The following is a 16,727-nucleotide window of genomic DNA, read 5'->3' on the forward strand; positions in this document are numbered from 1 at the left end:
CTTCACCCCTTCACCAGCGCATTCGCCTTCCGCCATTTCACGCGGGCGAGGTTGAGTTCGCCGGTGTTGGTTTTGGGGCACCAGGAGCCGTCGGTGACCCAGGATTCGGTGGGGCTGGCATTGCAGATGCCGAAGTTGCCGTTGAAGGCGACGAGGTCGGCGGCGTTGACGCCGTCGCCGATGAGCGGGAGCACGACGCGCTCAGTGGCGCGGATGAGGCGGAGCGTTTTTGGATCGACCTGCGCGACCCACAGTGGTGCACGCCAGCGGATGACTTTTTCGTTGGTGGGGTCGCGTCGCGTATAGACGAGGAAGAGCGCGTCGGAGTGCGTGAGCCAGTGCTGCTGCGTGCTGTTCGTCATGAGCGGCGTGCCATCGTCCCAGGTCCAGGGCTGCTGCGGTTCGTAATTCAGGCCGTCATCGCTCACGGCGACGTAGCCTTTGCGATCCTCGGCGCGGATGGTGAGGTAGAAGCGACCGCCGAACTGCGTGAGCGAGGGCTCCAGCAGGCCACGGCCGACGTTGTTCGTGAGCGCGTTGCCGGTTTGCTTGATGCGCAACTCGTCGCCATCAAAGGAGCAGCGCACGCCGCACACGGAGCGCGTCTGGCCTTTGACGCCGAAGGTGAAGCTCATGAGCACATCGCCATCCGGCAGGTTGATGCGCTGGCCGCAGTTGTTCGAGTAGATCTCGCTGCCGCGCGGGTCATCCCACACGAGTTTGCGTCGCGGACCCCACGCGCCGTCCTTCCACACGGCGTAGATGGGCCAGCGCGAGGGCTGGTCGCGGTAGAAGCCTTTGTTTTTGTAAAACACGTTGTGCCCGAGCGCGAGCACGCTGCCGGTTTGCGCGTGAAACTCGGGCGTGACATCGCACACGGCCTCGTTGTTGCCGTCGCCCATCGGCACCCAGCCGAGCGGCGGCACGGGCGTGAAGTCGCTCCACGTCTGGCCGAGATCGTCGGACGTGGTCCAGTGCACATGGCCGAAGTGATCGGAGCCCATGATGGGCTGCGTGGTCATGAAGGCGCGTTTGCCGATCATGCAGGCCCGCGGATGAAACCACGTGCCCTTCGGCAGCGCGGGCGTCTTCACCACGACCTTCTCGATGGACTCGATGAGCGACTCCTGCGCCTCGGCGGCAGGCGAAACGGCGGGCAGAAGGGCCAAACTGGATGTTTGGAGAAAATGGCGGCGGGTGAGGTTCATGACTGAGTAAGACGCGAGGAACCACGGCGGCTTATCCAAGGTCATTCCGGTTCCCCAAAGGGCGTTTCGTCGCCTTTACACAATCCCGACAAATCTCCCCACATTCGCTGAAGCCGTTTTGACGGACCGGGAGTTAGTAGGTGGTGCTATGAAACGATTCTCTGCCCTCCTTCTGTTCGCGACGAGCCTCGCCGCGCATGATCTGGCCACCAATGACCGGGAGGTGCTGCGAGCGCACATTCTCGAAGAGTGGAAACGTGAGCGTGGCATGACTGAAGTCGCATCCACGGCCTCGGTCGTCCAACTCGCGGCCGCAGCCGTCGCAAATGCCGCGAACGCACCGCAGACGGCGAAGGCCTTCCTGCCCTTCACGAAGCTCGATCTGCGTGCGGATGGCGAGTTTCTCTATGTGGGCTCGAACGGGATGCCGGATCACAACATGATGGTGGGCATCACGGCGTGGCAGCAGCAGGTGCCGCTGCCGCAGCCGTATTTCGATGACAACGCCTGGCGCATCCCGCTGAAGCCGGTCGTGGCGAAGGAACCGGCGATGATCAAAGGCCGCTTCTTGCGCGGCGCGATCGCTTTGGCCGTGAATGGCATCCCTATCTTTAATCCGCAGAACAATCGCGGCGAGGTGAGTTATGAAATCGGCGAGCTGGACGAGTGGGGTGGCCATTGCGGACGTGCGGACGATTATCACTACCACATCGCGCCGCTGCATCTGCAGGCGCAGGTCGGCAAAGGCATGCCGGTGGCGTATGCGCTGGATGGTTATCCCGTTTACGGCCTCACGGAGCCGGACGGCTCGCCGGTGGCGAATCTCGACGAATGCCACGGCCACGAAGACGCGAAGATCGGCTACCATTATCATGCGTCGAACAAGTATCCGTATGTCTTCGGCGGCTTCCACGGCGAGGTCGTCGAGGCTGGTGAGCAGGTCGATCCGCAGCCGCGTGCGCAAGGCGTGCGCGAGGCCCTCACCGCGCTGCGTGGGGCAAAGATCACCGCCTTCGAAAGCACCGGGAAGGACAGCTACAAACTCAGCTACGACGTGAATGGCGACAAACGCAGCGTCAGCTACTCGATCAAGGCCGATGGCACCTATCCCTTCCACTTTGACAATGGTCGCGATGGCACGGCCGATGAAGTTTACACCACACGTCGTCAAGGTGGCGGCGGTGGTGGTGATCGTCCGCCCGGAGGTGGTGGCCCCGAGGGCTTGAAGGGCAAAGGAAAAGGCAAGGGCCAGGGCAAAGGCGGGCGCGAGGGCGAGATGCGCCGCGATGATCCGCCTCCGCCGCGTCCTGGCGAGGAAGGCGGACGTCCTCCACGTCCGCAGGCCGCCATCGAAGGCATCCTCGATGTGAATGGCGACGGCGTCGTCACCGCGCAGGAGTTTGCCGACAACGCGAAGTCGAATGCCGCGAAGAAAGGCGTCGCCATCCCCGATGCGATGGCAAAGGCGAAAGCGGCCTTCACCGACATGGACAAAGATCGCAACGGCCAGCTCGAAGCTAGCGAGTGGCAGAGACAGCCCATCGCGTCGAATGAACCGCGTCAGCCAGCTCCAGAAGGTCAAGATCGTCCGATGGGCGGTCAAGAACGTCAAGGTGGTCCCAAAGGCGGCGGCGGCCCCGGCGGCAAAGGCATGGGCGGCGGTGGTGGTGGCAAAGGGGGCAAGGAAACTTTTGTCGAGCGTCCCGACCAGCCGCGCAGCAGCGATGGCAAGTTTTTGCTCACGAGTCCGGTCATGGAAGACCTCACCGAGATGCCACGCGACTACACTGGCGATGGCGAGGCCGCCACGCTGCCGCTCGCGTGGAAAGGCGCGCCCGCCGGCACGCAGAGCTACGCGTTGATCATGGACCACGCCGACAAGGAGGGGAACATGAAGTGGTATTGGACGATGTATGACATCCCCGCGAATGTCGCCGCGTTGCCAAAGAATGCGCAAGGCATCGGCAAGATGGGCACCGGCTTCAAAGGCGAGGTCGGCTACGAGCCGCCGATGTCGAAAGGTGCCGGCTCACGCACCTACGTCATCACGATGTATGCCCTCAAAGAGCCGCTGAAAGTCGCCGGCACGCCCGGCCGCGAAGAACTCCTTGCTGCGATGCAGGGTAAGGTGATGGCGAGTTCGTCTTTGCGTGTCGTGCATGTGAGTCAGGGCCAGGTCGGTGAAGCTGGTCGTGGTGGTCAAGGTGGCGGCCGAGGCGGCGAGCCTCCGCGTCCCGTGGCCATGAATGACAACGACAAGTCCTTCGTGCGTCCCGAGGTCGAACCCGCGCCCGCTCCCGGCCCCGGTGGCCTTCGCCCGCTCGACAACATTTTCAATCCACCTGCCACGCAGCCGCTTGCACGCACCGAAGTGGCCCAAAACACCGTGCGTCCGCCCGAGCCTCCTCCGCAAGGTCCCGCCGGTGAGCGCCCGAAAGGCCCCGGCGGCGGTGGAGAACCCAAAAAAGGCGGCGGCAAAGGAAAAGGCAAAGGAGGCCCGCCCGGCCTCGTGAAGCCCAGCATCGCCGACACGATCAAACTCAACGTTTATGCCGACAACTGGTTCATGCTCTACGTCAACGGCCGGCTCGTCGCCGTGGACAGCATCCAGTTCACGCCGCACAACGTCGTCAGCGTCGATATCCTCCCCGAGTATCCGATGACCATCGCCGTGCTCGCCAAAGACAACGCTGATCCCAAAACCGGCATGGAATACGGCACCAGCATCGGCGACGCCGGCCTCTGCATCAAATTCGCCGACGGCACCGTCACCAACGCGACCTGGAAGGCCAAAAACTTCTTCCACGGCCCCGTGAACAGCGACACCGCCAATCCCAAAGTCATTCAAGAGCCACTTCCCGCCAACTGGTGGGCCTCCGACTTCGACGACAGCACCTGGAAGAACGCCAAAGAATACACCATCGAAGAAGTCGATCCCAAGCAACCCTACTTCGAGAACGACTTCGAAGGTGCCAAGTTCATCTGGACCGACGACATCGCCCTCGACAACACCGTCATCTTCCGCACCAAAGTCGAAAAGCCCGGCTGGACGCCACGCTGGAACACCAAGCCGGACCTCGATGTGAGCGGTGTGCCTACGAGGTAGCCGTAGCATAGGCTTTCTAGCCTGTGCTCTGAACCCGTTCCGTTAAAACCACAGGCTAGAAAGCCTATGCTACAACTGCCCACGTCATCCTCAATCACTCCGCGCTCATCCTTTGACCATGAAACCTCTCCACTTCCTCTGCTGCCTCCTGTTGATCAAAGCATCGCTCGCTGCGGCTGATCGACCCAACATCCTTTTCATGCTCTCCGACGATCAGGCCTGGAGCGGTCTGTCGTGCCAGATGCACCCGGACATGCCGGACTCGAAAAGCAGCATCGTGCAGACGCCTAACATCGCGCGGCTCGCGGAGCAGGGCATGAGATTCAGCGCCGCTTATGCGCCCGCGCCGGTGTGCTCGCCGACGCGCATCAGCTTGCAAACGGGGCAGAATCCGGCGGCGCTCGGTTGGACCAAGGCCGCTCCGGCTGAGCAGGGCCATCGCTTGATCGAAGGCGAGAATCGCAAAAGCATCCGCGACGACGAGATCACCATCGGGCAGATGCTGAAGTCCGCAGGTTACGCGACCGCCCACTACGGCAAATGGCATCTTTCCGGCGGTGGGCCCGCCGCTCATGGCTATGACGAAAGCGATGGCGATACCGGCAATCAAGATGCCGCACCGCATCTGCCGCCGAACCCCGTGGACATCTTTGGCATGGGCTCGCGTGCGGTAGAGTTCATGAAGCGGAGTCAGGCCGCTCGGAAGCCCTTCTTCATCCAGATGAGCTACAACGCGCTTCATTATCCCGAGAACGCCACACCCGCGCTGCTGGAGAAATATCGGAAGCTCGCCTCCGGCAGAGACGACAAAGAAGTCGGCCGCGCGGCCATCGCGGAAGACCTCGATCGCGGGGTCGGCGAGCTACTGGCGAAACTGGATGCCATGGGCCTCTCGAAGAACACCATCGTCATCTACATGTCTGACAACGGCGGCTCCAACCGCCGCACGCTGAATGGCGGCAAGGGCGATGTGTGGGAGGGCGGCATCCGCGTGCCCTTGATCATTCGCGGACCCGGCATCGCGCCGAACTCGTGGTGCCACCAGCGAGTCGTCGGCTACGACTTCTTCCCGACCTTCTGCCGTTGGGCTGGCGTGAAGTCACCACTGCCAAAACAACTCGAAGGCGGCGACATCACGCACCTGCTCAGCGGCTCCTCCGAACCTATGAAACGCCCACGCGAGCAGCTCGTGTTTCATTTCCCGCATTATCAGGGCGACTCACCGCACTCGGCGATCCTCAGCGGAAACATGAAGCTCATTCACTTCTACGAAACGGGTGAAAACCATCTCTTTGATCTCAAAGCCGACATCGGCGAGACCAAGAACCTCGCCGCAGCCAAGCTCGAACTCGCCGCAACGCTCGCCAAACAGCTCGCGGACTATTTAAAGGAAGTCGGAGCCGAAATGCCGAAGCCCAATCCAGACTACGATCCTAACAAGGAGCCTATGAAGAAGGGCGGCGGCAAAGGTGGGAAGAAAGGAGGCAAAAAGCCATGAAACCACTCTTCATGTCACTTGGTTTTGCTGCGCTCGGCCTTCTGCTGATCGCCTCCGTGCCGGAGGAGAAGCCGAAAGGCGGCGCAGGCCAGGGAGGTCAAGTCGAGCCTGCCGTGGTGCCGCCGTATCTGTTCAACGTGTGGCTTTGCCGACCGGGAGCGGAGTCGGTGACCGTCAGCGTGCTCGCGTGGGACGAAATGGAGGCCTTCATCGAATATGGAGAAGGGTTGAAGACAGCCGCAGTGAAATTGAAGGTCGGCGAGCCTCAAAACATCGTGCTGGGCGGCTTGAAGCCCGACACGAGCTACAACTACCGCCTCATCTATCGCCGCGCCGGTGGCGAGGCGGTGCAGGATGCGATGCGGAGCTTTCACACCCAGCGGAAGGCCGGATCGAAGTTTTCCTTCGTCATGCAGGCGGACTCGCACCTCGACAACAACACCGACGTGCGCGTTTACCAGCAATCCCTGACCAACATGCTGACCGACAAGCCGGATTTCATGATCGACCTCGGCGATACGACGATGGTGGACAAGTTTGGCCGCTTCTACACGCGCTCCGAGTCACAATACAAAGCGCAACGCTATTACATGGGCCGCATCGCGCACAGCGTGCCCATTTTCATGGTCTTGGGCAATCACGATGGCGAACGCGGCAGCGATCCGGAGATGTCGGAGTGGTCGCTCAAACAGCGCCACACCTACTTTCCGAACCCCACCGACGGAAACGACAAGCACAGCTACTTCGCCTTTGAGTGGGGAAACGCGCTTTTCATCGGCCTCGATCCATTTTGGTCCACCATGCAGCGCGGAGCCTCCGGCTGGGACATGACGCTCGGTGAAACGCAGTATCGCTGGCTCACGAAGACACTCACGAGCAGCAAAGCCGCGATGCGCTTTGTCTTCATCCATCATCTCGTCGGCGGCTTGGGCCGCGATGTGCGCGGCGGAGCCAAACCAGCCGCCTACATGGAATGGGGCGGCAAAAACGCCGACGGCAGCGAAGGATTCAAACAGAACCGCACCGGCTGGGAAATGCCGATTCATGAGCTCTTCGTCAAAAATCGCGTGAACATCGTCTTCCACGGCCACGACCATCTTTTCGTCAAAGAAGAGTTGGGCGGCATCATCTACCAAGAAGTGCCGCAGCCTGGTCATCAAAGCGGTGGCACCCGCAGCGCCGAGGAATACGGTTATGGCGGCGTTATCCTCGGCAGCAGTGGCCATGTGCGTGTCACCGTCGAAGAAAACCAGGCCAAGGTAGATTACGTGCGCAGCATCGTGCCCGGCGTTGCAAGCGCCGAACTCGAAAACGCAGCGGTGGAGCACAGCTACACGGTGAAGCCGAGGCAGTGATGCTAAACGGAATTGGCAGGCTATGACTTCGCCTTGATCTCAAAGGCATCCATCCACGGCAGCGTGATCTGGGGCGGCATGCCGCCGAAGGGTTGATAAGCGGGAAGCTGGACGATGCTCATGCTGTGCGGCTGGCTGGCGATAAAGAACATCGCATCGGCGCAGTCGGCGCAGGTGATCATGGCTTCTTTGTGCTTCGCGGAGGGTTGCACGGGGCGCTTTTTGACGAGCGGCGTGTCGGCTTCGCCGGGAGCGTATTCGGAGACGATAATGCCGTGCGCATTGAGCTGCATGCGGGCGGTGAAAAGCATGCCGTGAACGGCCCACTTGCTGGCCGTGTAAGGCACGCCAGCGAAAGAATCGTAGCCATGTCCGGCCGTGGATGAAACCACGACGATCTTGCCGCCGCCATTGGCCGCCATCGGCTTGGCGACGGCCTGGATCATGTTCGCCACACCGATGACATTGATCTCCATGACCCGCCGCCAGCTCTCTTCGCTGGCGATTCGCGACGGATCAGCATGCGCCATGAAGCGATCCGGCGTGTTGATGCCTGCGGTGTGGATCAGCGCGTGCGGCGTGCCTGTTTTTAGGACTTCAGCCATCGCGGCAGCCACGCTGGAGCCGTCTGCCACGTCGCAGACGACAGGGACGATGTTCTTCGACAGCGCGGCGCTTTCCTGGAGCGACTCCAGTGTGCGTCCAAACACAAACGTCTTCGCGCCGGCCTCCGCGAAACGCTTCGCTGCCGCTTGCCCCATTCCACCGCCACCACCGGTGACGATCACGATCTTGTCAGTCCAATTTTGGTCCATGCGCTGATGCTAACGAGCCCACGCGAGGCGTCGAGTCTCCGCTTGGCAAAAATCCGGGCGCTAACCGCCAAAGCATCCAAGACGATTGCCCCGATGCCCGATTAGATGCCTGCTCACATGAGTAAAAAGGTCACCATCCTCGGTGCGGGCGTCATCGGCCTCTGCACAGCGCTTTATTGCGCCCGGCGCGGCATGCGGGTGACGATCATCGACCAAAAGCCGCGTCAGCGTGATGGATGCTCCTTTGGGAATGCGGGGATGATCGTGCCGAGTCACTTCATCCCGCTCGCGGCACCGGGGATGGTCAAACTAGGCCTCAAATGGATGTGTAATCCGGAATCGCCCTTCTACATTAAACCAAGGCTCAATCTCGATTTGATGACGTGGGGCCTCGAATTCTGGAAAGCGGCCACGAAAGGCCGTGTCGATGCCGCCGCGCCGGTTTTGAGAGATTTGAGCCTGCTGAGCCGCCAATGCTATGAAGAGATCGGACTCGACTTCGGCCTCGTGAAGCGCGGATTGCTCATGCTGTGCAAAAAGCAGCAGACACTCGATGAAGAAGCCCACATGGCCGAAATGGCGAAACAACTTGGCATTCCCGCCGAGGTGCTCGATGCCAATGCCACTGCCGCGCTTGATCCTACTGTGACCATGGATGTGTGCGGCAGTGTGTTCTTCCCGAAAGACTGTCACCTCACCCCCGGACGCTTCATTGCCGCTGTCGAAGCAGAGTTGGTGAAACTTGGTGTCGAGATGCTGTGGGAGACCGAAGTGAGCGGTTTTGAAGTGGATGGAGGGGCTTTGCGAGCGGTCCGCACCTCAAAGGGGCAGGTCGAGAGCCACGAAATCGTGCTGTGCAGCGGTGTGTGGTCGGCGGAGCTGGCGAAGGAACTTGATTTGAAGCTGCCGATGCAGGCCGGCAAAGGTTACAGCCTCACGCTCGCGAATCCGAAGCAGCTTCCCGAGCTGTGCAGCATCTGCACCGAGGCGCGGCTCGCGGTGACGCCGATGGAGGGTGCGTTGCGCGTCGGGGGCACGATGGAGATGGCGGGCATCGATGAATCGATCACGCAGCGCCGCGTGCGCGGCATCACGCGGGCCTTCCCGCAGTATTTCCCGGCGTTTGAAGAGAATGACTTCGCCGAAGTGAAGCCCTGGAGCGGTCTGCGGCCGGTTTCGCCAGATGGGATGCCCTACATCGGCCGCACGAAGCGCTGGAAGAACCTCACGGTGGCCACCGGTCACGCCATGATGGGCCTGAGCCTCGCGCCTGCGACGGGCAAAATCATCGCCGAGGTGCTCTGCGGCGAGAAGTCGCCTGTAACGCTCGATTTGATGTCACCGGATCGTTTCGCATGAAAATCACCACACTAACCTTTCTCGCTGTTTCGACGGCCGCGCTCGCTTTGGACCGCCCGAAGCTGCAAATCATCAATGGGAGCGAAAAGGCCGTGGAGGTGTTTTGGCTAGCTCCGGATGGGAAGCGGGTGCCGAATGGCAAAATCGAGCCAGGGAAGCATTCGATCATTGGCACGACATTGGGGCACCGGTTTGTGATCGTGGAGGGTGAAAAGGAAACGGAGGTGGTCAGCAAAGTGCGGGTGCAGGCATTTCGAGTCGGGGGTGTGCCAGCGTTTTACACGCAGAGAGCGAGCGCGGGCGGGTTTCCCATCGTGGCGTCGGCAAAGGTGAGTCCGTTTGCGGTGAAGGAGGCGGTTTATCTCGTGGAACTGATGCTGGCGAAGCGTTCAGATGTGCGGGACGCGATGACGGCCAGCGGGGCGCGGCTGTGCATCCTGGCGCATGATGAATTCACGACGGACCAGCCGGAGTTTGCGCACTTGGAACCGGTGAAGGACTTCCAGATGCTGTCGGCGAAGGAATACTGGGATGCGCGGGCACGCGGTCTCGGCGGCAGCGAGGAGGATCCGTTTTGCTCCTGCGCAGAGGAGAACCTGCTGGCCTACGATGGCGATCCGTATGACACGGAGAACATCCTCATCCATGAGTTCGCGCACAACATGCACCTGCGCGGGCTGACAAATGTGGACGCGACATTTGACACGCGGCTGAAGGCAGCTTTTGACGAGGCGATGAAGGCCGGGCTCTGGCGCGGTGCCTATGCCTCCTCAAATCATCATGAATACTGGGCGGAGGGTGTGCAGAGCTGGTTCGACAACAACCGGCAGAACGACGCGCAGCATAATCACGTCGATACTCGTGATGAACTGATCGCCTACGACCCCAAACTGGCCGCGCTCTGCCGCGAGGTGTTTGGCGACACCGTTTTGAAATACACGAAGCCGCAAACGCGGCTCACGGGCCACCTCGCTGGCTATGATCCGGCGAAGGCACCGAAGTTTGTGTGGCCTGAGCGGCTCATGAAGGCTCGTGGTGCGATCAAGCAGGACCAGCGCAAGAGCTTTGAGAAGGCAACGGGCGCAAAGGATCATGATCAGCGTCTCATCGCGGGGTGGACGGTGAAGATCCACCCGCGCTTGTTTGACGACGCGGTGGCGCTGGAGAAGGCCATGCAACTGCTCCGGGCACAGCTCGATGAGATCGTGCGTGTCGTTCCGGCCAAGGCGGTGACTGAGCTGCGGAAGGTGCCGCTGTGGTTCAACCCCGAGTATCCGAAAGTGCATCCACGCGCCGAGTTTCATCCCGATGCGGGCTGGTTGAAGGACAACGGACGCGATCCGGCGATGGAGAAGGCGGTGGAGTTCACTAACGTGCGCATCTTTGAGGAAGAGACGCGCCGCATGCCGAACTTTGCGCTGCATGAGTTGGCGCATGCCTACCACAACCGCACGGTGCGCATGAGTTTCGGCAATCTGGAGATCAAAGCGGCCTACGAGAAAGCGAAGGCGAGCGGAAAGTATGACCGCGTGGAGCGCAGGGACAGCGAGGGCCGCAGCCGCATGGACCGGGCCTACGCGATGACCACGCCGCAGGAATACTTCGCCGAATGCACGGAGGCCTACTTCAGCCGGAATGACTTTTTTCCCTTCACGCGGGACGAATTGAAGCAGCACGATCCCGAAATGTTCGAGCTGCTGGAGAGGCTCTGGGGAGTTAAACCGGTCACTTCACCATGATCGGGAAGTTCCCCGTGGCGGCGCGTTTGCGATTGTCCGTCACTTGGACGTGTACGCGGTAGTGACCGGGTTTTTCGGGAGCGTGAAAGGTGGCGGCATTGGCTTCGGTTTTGATGACACATTGCAGCATTGGCTTGGTTTTACGCTCGCGCCCTTTTTCATCCCGACCAGCAGACTCAGCGGTAATAGTCCACTGGTAGGTCAGTGGATCGCCATCAGCATCGGACGCTTCGGCTTGCGCGGTGAATTCGGTGCAGGGCGCGATCTCTTTCTTGGCGGCGGTGCTGATCAGACGCGTGAGCACGGGAGCGTGGTCGGTTGGCGGCTGGCGTTTCCAGAACTCGTGCATCACATCGCGCACGGCGGTGGATTCACCGCTTTCGGTGAAGATGCCAAACCACGTCGATGTGGCCTCCTGCTTTTGCCCCCAGAGGAAGACGTAACCACCCCAGCAGTCGCCGCCGGGCTGAATGGTGGCCTGATACGCCTTGCGGATGAACTGGGCCTTTTCGGTGCTCGTTTGCTCGATGGGCGCTCCCCATGGGGCACGCGGGCTTTCCCAGAAGCCTCGCGGACCGTATTCGGTGACCACCCACGGGCGTGTCCAGCCGACTTTTGCGAGGGAGCCGCGCAGGCCATTGAGCGCGGCATAGGTGTTGATGCCGATGAAGTCGAGGCTCGGCGTGTGCGCGTTGAGTCCGGCCGCTTTATCAGACTGGAGACCAGCTACGGCGGTGAAGGTGGGATGAGCAGGGTCCAGCTCCTTCACGGTCTTGGCGAGCACTTCGAGCTGTTTCCAATAAGCGGCGTTCTTGCCATCGCCCTCCGCTTCATTTCCCAGGCCCCAAAACAGCAGCGCAGGATGATCACGATGCTCGATGACCGCCTTATTCACACGCTCCGTCTGTCGGGCGCAGTGCTCGGCATTGGCATACGAGAACCAATTGCACTCCGGCTCCAGCCAGATGCCCGCGCAAACCGTGAGGCCGCGATTTTGAGCATCATCAAGGATCTCGCGCAGGCCGTCGGTGGTCCAGGTGCGGAAGCTGTTGCCACCAGCGGCCACGAGTTCATCGAGATACTTGTCGCCCGCTGCGCCTTTGACAGAATAAGGCTGACCTCCTCGCGTGATGCCGACTCCCGGCACGATTTTTACCGGCACAGCCTCCGCAACTGCATGAGTGGTCGCGATGGCAAAGAGGAGTAGCGAGGTGAGGATCGGGCGGATCATGGGCGATTCATCGTGTGTAGCTTTGACCGGCGCAATACGACACGATCATTGTGCCAGTCGGCGATGCTCTGTCGGCGACATGCCGGTCACGGCTCGAAAAGCCCGCGTGAAGGCGCTGTGGTCTGAGAAGCCGCAGTCGAGCGCGATCTGGGCCACACTGGCGTCCGTCTCACGCAGCAGTCGGCAGCCGACGGTGATGCGCGTCTTCGTGATCAACTGCATGGGGCTGATGCCGTGGATGCGTTTGATCACGCGGGCAAAGCGGGCCGCCGTCATGCCCGCCTTTCGTGCCAGCGAGGAGGGGCTCACGGGGTCATCGTAAGCGCTTTCGAGATAGCGCAGCACCCTCGCGACTTCGGGCGAGACATCGTCACGACTCACGGGCGCCACCAGATCCTTCGAGATGCCAATGAGGCCCGTCACCTGGCCGCGTGCATCGCGAATGGGCAGCTTGCTGGTCAGGCCCCATACCGGCACATGGGGTTTTCGCCAAAACAACTCCAGCCGCTCCACGATGGGCTGCCCCGTGCGCAGCACCTGCTCATCCTGCTCGGTGGGAATGCGTCCGTAGTCGCCGGGGCACACATCGCAGGGCCGCCTGCCTAGCATTTGCGATTTGTCCCTGAGCCCGTGCCGTTCGACGAGCGATTGATTCACCACCAGATAACGTCCTGAGGCATCTTTGATGAAAAAAGCCGTGTCGTGCATGAGGTCGGCGATCTGCTCGATCATACGTGCGTCCATGAGCAGTGCGCCTTTCTGGGAAAGGATGCTTGGAAATGCTGCGGCAGCTTTTTTCATGCGGTGTGGATGCTCTAAAATGGCCGCAGGAGTGCCGCTTGCCACCCGTTTTGTCCTTGTGCGGCTTTTGACGGTAGCGGCGGCCAGAAAGGTCAAGACATCGGAGCTGTCCCTGGCCGATCATGACCAGATCATGCACCGCCGCTTTTGCATCCTTTTCGCCACGTTTCTCATGAGCATTGCCGAGTTATCCGCCGATGAAATCACCGAATTGCAAAGCCGGGCAAAAGGCGGCGATGCCAAAGCTCAGATCGATCTCGCCATTCGTCTCCGCGATGGCAAAGGCATTACCAAAGACGATGCCGAGGCCATGCACTGGGCGCACAAGGCGGCAGATGCCGGAAACGCGGATGCCATGGACTTCGTCGGCTTTGCCTACCTGCGCGGCGCGGTGGTGAAACGCAATCCAGCCATCGCCTTGGCTTATTTCAAAGCAGCCGCGAATGACTCGGCGCAGGCTGCCTTCAACCTCGGTCAATGCTACTTTGGTGCGCAGGGCACCGAGCAGGATTGCGCGAAGGCGCTCGAATGGTGGAAGAAGGCGGCGGAAAGAGGTCATGGCCGCGCCGCAGCCGTCGCGGCGATGGCGTATCATGCGGGTGAAGGCATTCCCGCCGATCCCGTTCTCGCACGAAAGCTGGCCGAGCGTGCGGCGGAGCTGAATGATCCCTCGGGGCTCGTTTTTCTCGGTGAGCTGCATTTTCAAGCAGGCGAGATCGAGGCTGCCAAAGCGAGCTGGACCAAAGCCGCCAAACTCTTCCCCACCACGCCCACAGGTCATCCTGCACAGCCTTCCGGCAACGCCTCCGCACAGCAAGCCGCGGACCTCTTGAAGCTCATCGAGTATCGCCAGCGCAAAAGCGAACCGGGCAAGTTCGCCTTTGTGCAGATGCCGCACATCCTCCAAGGCTACAACAACTGCGGCAGCACGGCCTGCGCCATCTTCGCCCGCTTTCATGGGCACACACTCGGTGGTTGGGATTACAAAAAGCTATGTCCGTCACCGCTCGGCACCGGCACGGACTGGGGCCACTTACTCGATGCATCGGCGAAGATCGGTCAAAAGTGGAAACTCGTCACCTACACACCCGATGACAAAGGTTTCGTCGAAGCCACGAATATGCTCAAAAGCGAACTCGATGCCGGACGGCCTGTGATCGTCGATTTCAAATACATCGGCCCTCAATACCCGAACGGCAGCGCCGGCCACACGCTCAATGTCTGCGGCTACATCGCGAAGGACGACCTCTACATCCTGTGCAATCCCGCCGTGGCCACACCCGGCCTGCAACTCATCACCGCCGACGATTTGAAGAACTTCTGGCGCTCCGATCACTACGGCGCGCTGTCGAAAGGCGTGCTCTCACGGCCAGCTTTCATCATCGACCGCTCATGAAACCCATTCTCCAACTGCTCACGATCTCGGCGCTGCTTTGCAGCCATGCATTCGCTGCGCCAAACATCCTCGTCATCCTCGCCGATGACGTCGGTTGGGGCGATGCCGGTTGCTACGGCGGCACGTTGGTGAAGACGCCTCACATCGACCGCCTGGCCCGCGAGGGCTTGCGCTTCGAGAATGGTTACGCCTCCGCCGCCGTTTGCACGCCCACACGTTACTCGCTAATCACCGGGCAGTATTCGTGGCGGCAGAACGGCGCGGGTTTGAACAAAGGTGTCTCGAATGGCGAGGCACCGCTGCTCATTCCCACCACCATGGTCACCGCGCCCGGTTTGCTCAAAGATGCAGGCTATCGCACCGCGCTCATCGGCAAATGGCACCTCGGCTTCGGTGAAACCAAGCCCGATTACAATGGTGAGCTCAAACCTGGCCCGCTCGAGATCGGTTTCCATGAGTTCTTCGGCATCCCGGCCACGAATGACCGCATTCCGACCGTGTTTGTGCGGAATCACCGAGTGCAGGGCCTCGATCCCGCCGATCCCATCCACATCAGCTACGACAAAACGGTGGCGAAGAGCCAAGGGCTCAGCACCTGGGCCGCCGGCCGCAACCGCATCGGCTGGGGCAAGGGTGGCAAGGCCGCGTGGTGGAAGGACACCGAAATCTCCGACACCCTCACCCGCGAGTGCGTGCAGTTCATCGAGCGAAGCAAGGACCAGCGCTTCTTCCTGCTCTACGCTCCTCACAATGTCCACGCGCCCGCCATTCCCGGTCCGCGTTTTGCAGGCACCAGCGGCCTCACCCCTCGCGCGGACATGCTGCAGGAGCTCGATGCCTCCATCGGCGAGCTTTTGCAGACGCTCGATCGCCTCGGACTCGCCAAAGACACGCTCATCCTCTATAGCAGCGACAACGGAGCCTATCTGAACGACGAAAAAGGCCATCGCCCCACCGGACCGTTTCGCGGCAAAAAATCGCAGCTCTGGGAAGGCGGCGTGCGCGTGCCCTTCATCGTCCGCTGGCCCGCCCGCATCCAGCCCGGCGTCTCCACGGATCTCGTGTCCACGCTCGACATGCCCGCCACCATCTGCGCTGCCGCAGGCATCACCCCGCCAAAAGAGGCCCTGCCAGACAGCCACAATCTCCTCGCCGATCGCGATGCTCCCAAACGCGATCACCTCGTCCTCATGAGCGGGAATGGCGACCTCGCCATCCGCAGCGGACACATGAAATACATCCCTGATCTGGCCCTCGCTGATGGCTGGTATGGCGCTGGCAAAAAGAAAGCCGGCAGCGCCGCCCGTCCCGCTCTCTACGACCTCTCCAAAGACCCCGGCGAAAAAGAAAACCTCATCGAACAACGTCCCGCCGAGGCCAAACGCCTTGCTGAGCAGCTTGCGAAAGACCAGTCCAGCCCAGTCACACGTCCTGAGTAACATTTGGCCGAGTCGTCAACATCCACCCGTCTCATGAAAACAAGCCTCACTGCCCTCACAACGTGCCTCCTCTTGTGCACCCAGGCCTTTGCCGCCACCGCAGACAAACCCAACATCCTCGTCATCTACGCCGACGACCTCGGCTACGGTGATGTGCGCTGCAACAATCCCGAGCGGGGGAAGATCCCCACGCCGAACATCGACAAGCTCGCGTCTCAGGGCATGCGCTTCACGGACGGGCACTCATCGTCGGGCGTATGCTCGCCTTCACGCTACACACTGCTCACGGGGCGTTATCACTGGCGCACGAGATTACAGAGAGGCATCGTCGGCGTGTTTGGCGAGCCTTTGATTGCGCCAGATCGCATGACCATTGGCACACTGGCGAAGCAGCAGGGGTATCGCACCGCGTGCATCGGCAAATGGCACTTGGGTTGGGATTGGCCGGTCACGAAGGAGCAGCGTCCGTTGCTCACGCCTTCGAAGCAGCCCGCCGATGAAGCGAGCAAGCTCGACAAGAAAGCCGCCGCTGCAGGAGCCATCGCCACCGAGCAGCAGATCGCCGCGTGGCGTGACATCTTCTCCAAGCCCATCGGTGGGGGCCCAAGCACGCGCGGCTTTGATCTCTACTTCGGCACCGACATCCCAAACTGGCCGCCGTTTTGTTTCATCGAGAATGACCGCACACTCGGCATTCCCACCGAGTTCCTGCCGCGTGAATACATGGGCAACAATCAGGTCAGCAACCAGGGCCCGGCGCTCAAGGATTGGAAGCTCGAA

General features: G+C 61.1%; 12 protein-coding genes and 1 pseudogene. 9 read left to right on the forward strand and 4 right to left on the reverse strand.

Annotated features, from left to right (window positions below; genetic code table 11):
- Positions 1 to 2 precede the first annotated feature (2 nt).
- The gene (locus ACILSI_RS16640; protein WP_395723026.1) at positions 3 to 1,208 is read right to left on the reverse strand and encodes a sialidase family protein; all 1,206 of its coding nucleotides are present in this window, start codon (positions 1,206 to 1,208) and stop codon (positions 3 to 5) included.
- Between the two features lie 442 nt (positions 1,209 to 1,650).
- On the opposite strand from ACILSI_RS16640, the pseudogene ACILSI_RS16645 reads away from it, so the two are divergent.
- The 4 genes and pseudogenes from ACILSI_RS16645 to ACILSI_RS16660 form a co-directional block, all read left to right on the forward strand.
- A pseudogene (locus tag ACILSI_RS16645) lies at positions 1,651 to 3,348 on the forward strand (YHYH protein); the annotation flags it as partial.
- Positions 3,349 to 3,579: 231 nt separating this feature from the next.
- Complete coding sequence (locus tag ACILSI_RS16650; protein ID WP_395723037.1) at positions 3,580 to 4,314, forward strand: hypothetical protein; 735 nt, start codon at positions 3,580 to 3,582, stop codon at positions 4,312 to 4,314.
- A gap of 118 nt (positions 4,315 to 4,432) precedes the next feature.
- Positions 4,433 to 5,812, forward strand: a complete 1,380-nt coding sequence (locus ACILSI_RS16655; protein WP_395723027.1) for a sulfatase — start codon at positions 4,433 to 4,435, stop codon at positions 5,810 to 5,812.
- Positions 5,809 to 7,167 (forward strand): metallophosphoesterase family protein, encoded by a 1,359-nt coding sequence (locus tag ACILSI_RS16660; RefSeq protein WP_395723028.1) that lies wholly within the window; start codon positions 5,809 to 5,811, stop codon positions 7,165 to 7,167. Before ACILSI_RS16655 ends, ACILSI_RS16660 begins: the two co-directional genes overlap by 4 nt.
- Before the next feature lie 20 nt (positions 7,168 to 7,187).
- Here the strand turns inward: ACILSI_RS16660 and ACILSI_RS16665 are convergent, their stop codons facing one another.
- Positions 7,188 to 7,982 carry an SDR family oxidoreductase gene (locus tag ACILSI_RS16665; RefSeq protein WP_395723029.1) on the reverse strand — a complete coding sequence of 265 codons (795 nt, stop codon included), beginning with the start codon at positions 7,980 to 7,982 and terminating at the stop codon, positions 7,188 to 7,190.
- 117 nt (positions 7,983 to 8,099) lie between these two features.
- Here ACILSI_RS16665 and ACILSI_RS16670 point away from each other — a divergent pair, with 117 nt between their 5' ends.
- Positions 8,100 to 9,341 (forward strand): NAD(P)/FAD-dependent oxidoreductase, encoded by a 1,242-nt coding sequence (locus ACILSI_RS16670; RefSeq protein WP_395723030.1) that lies wholly within the window; start codon positions 8,100 to 8,102, stop codon positions 9,339 to 9,341.
- On the forward strand, positions 9,338 to 11,080 hold the full coding sequence (locus ACILSI_RS16675; RefSeq protein ID WP_395723031.1) for a zinc-dependent peptidase: 1,743 nt from the start codon (positions 9,338 to 9,340) through the stop codon (positions 11,078 to 11,080). Before ACILSI_RS16670 ends, ACILSI_RS16675 begins: the two co-directional genes overlap by 4 nt.
- Here the strand turns inward: ACILSI_RS16675 and ACILSI_RS16680 are convergent.
- Positions 11,067 to 12,311 carry a glycoside hydrolase family 2 TIM barrel-domain containing protein gene (locus ACILSI_RS16680; protein ID WP_395723032.1) on the reverse strand — a complete coding sequence of 415 codons (1,245 nt, stop codon included), beginning with the start codon at positions 12,309 to 12,311 and terminating at the stop codon, positions 11,067 to 11,069. The two genes, ACILSI_RS16675 and ACILSI_RS16680, sit on opposite strands and share 14 nt — an antisense overlap.
- Positions 12,312 to 12,356: 45 nt before the next feature.
- On the reverse strand, positions 12,357 to 13,112 hold the full coding sequence (locus ACILSI_RS16685) for a helix-turn-helix domain-containing protein (protein ID WP_395723033.1): 756 nt from the start codon (positions 13,110 to 13,112) through the stop codon (positions 12,357 to 12,359).
- A 133-nt stretch (positions 13,113 to 13,245) separates the two neighbouring features.
- Here ACILSI_RS16685 and ACILSI_RS16690 point away from each other — a divergent pair, with 133 nt between their 5' ends.
- From ACILSI_RS16690 to ACILSI_RS16700, 3 genes are all read left to right on the forward strand, one after another.
- Positions 13,246 to 14,508 carry a hypothetical protein gene (locus tag ACILSI_RS16690; protein ID WP_395723034.1) on the forward strand — a complete coding sequence of 421 codons (1,263 nt, stop codon included), beginning with the start codon at positions 13,246 to 13,248 and terminating at the stop codon, positions 14,506 to 14,508.
- Positions 14,505 to 15,947: an arylsulfatase gene (locus tag ACILSI_RS16695; protein ID WP_395723035.1), complete on the forward strand. Its 1,443-nt coding sequence runs from the start codon at positions 14,505 to 14,507 to the stop codon at positions 15,945 to 15,947. Before ACILSI_RS16690 ends, ACILSI_RS16695 begins: the two co-directional genes overlap by 4 nt.
- Positions 15,948 to 15,980: 33 nt before the next feature.
- Positions 15,981 to 16,727 (forward strand): sulfatase-like hydrolase/transferase (locus ACILSI_RS16700; protein ID WP_395723036.1); only part of this gene is annotated, 747 nt, incomplete at its 3' end.

This window comes from Prosthecobacter sp., from assembly GCF_044232965.1.
In the GTDB taxonomy this organism is placed as follows: domain Bacteria; phylum Verrucomicrobiota; class Verrucomicrobiia; order Verrucomicrobiales; family Verrucomicrobiaceae; genus Prosthecobacter.

Excerpts from the sequence above, each read along its gene's own strand:
- ACILSI_RS16665 (WP_395723029.1), bottom strand. The coding sequence starts at position 7,982 with ATGGACCAAAATTGGACTGACAAGATCGTGATCGTCACCGGTGGTGGC.
- ACILSI_RS16655 (WP_395723027.1), top strand. The coding sequence starts at position 4,433 with ATGAAACCTCTCCACTTCCTCTGCTGCCTCCTGTTGATCAAAGCATCG.
- ACILSI_RS16670 (WP_395723030.1), top strand. The coding sequence starts at position 8,100 with ATGAGTAAAAAGGTCACCATCCTCGGTGCGGGCGTCATCGGCCTCTGC.
- ACILSI_RS16690 (WP_395723034.1), top strand. The coding sequence starts at position 13,246 with ATGCACCGCCGCTTTTGCATCCTTTTCGCCACGTTTCTCATGAGCATT.
- ACILSI_RS16685 (WP_395723033.1), bottom strand. The coding sequence starts at position 13,112 with ATGAAAAAAGCTGCCGCAGCATTTCCAAGCATCCTTTCCCAGAAAGGC.
- ACILSI_RS16695 (WP_395723035.1), top strand. The coding sequence starts at position 14,505 with ATGAAACCCATTCTCCAACTGCTCACGATCTCGGCGCTGCTTTGCAGC.
- ACILSI_RS16680 (WP_395723032.1), bottom strand. The coding sequence starts at position 12,311 with ATGATCCGCCCGATCCTCACCTCGCTACTCCTCTTTGCCATCGCGACC.
- ACILSI_RS16660 (WP_395723028.1), top strand. The coding sequence starts at position 5,809 with ATGAAACCACTCTTCATGTCACTTGGTTTTGCTGCGCTCGGCCTTCTG.
- ACILSI_RS16675 (WP_395723031.1), top strand. The coding sequence starts at position 9,338 with ATGAAAATCACCACACTAACCTTTCTCGCTGTTTCGACGGCCGCGCTC.
- ACILSI_RS16640 (WP_395723026.1), bottom strand. The coding sequence starts at position 1,208 with ATGAACCTCACCCGCCGCCATTTTCTCCAAACATCCAGTTTGGCCCTT.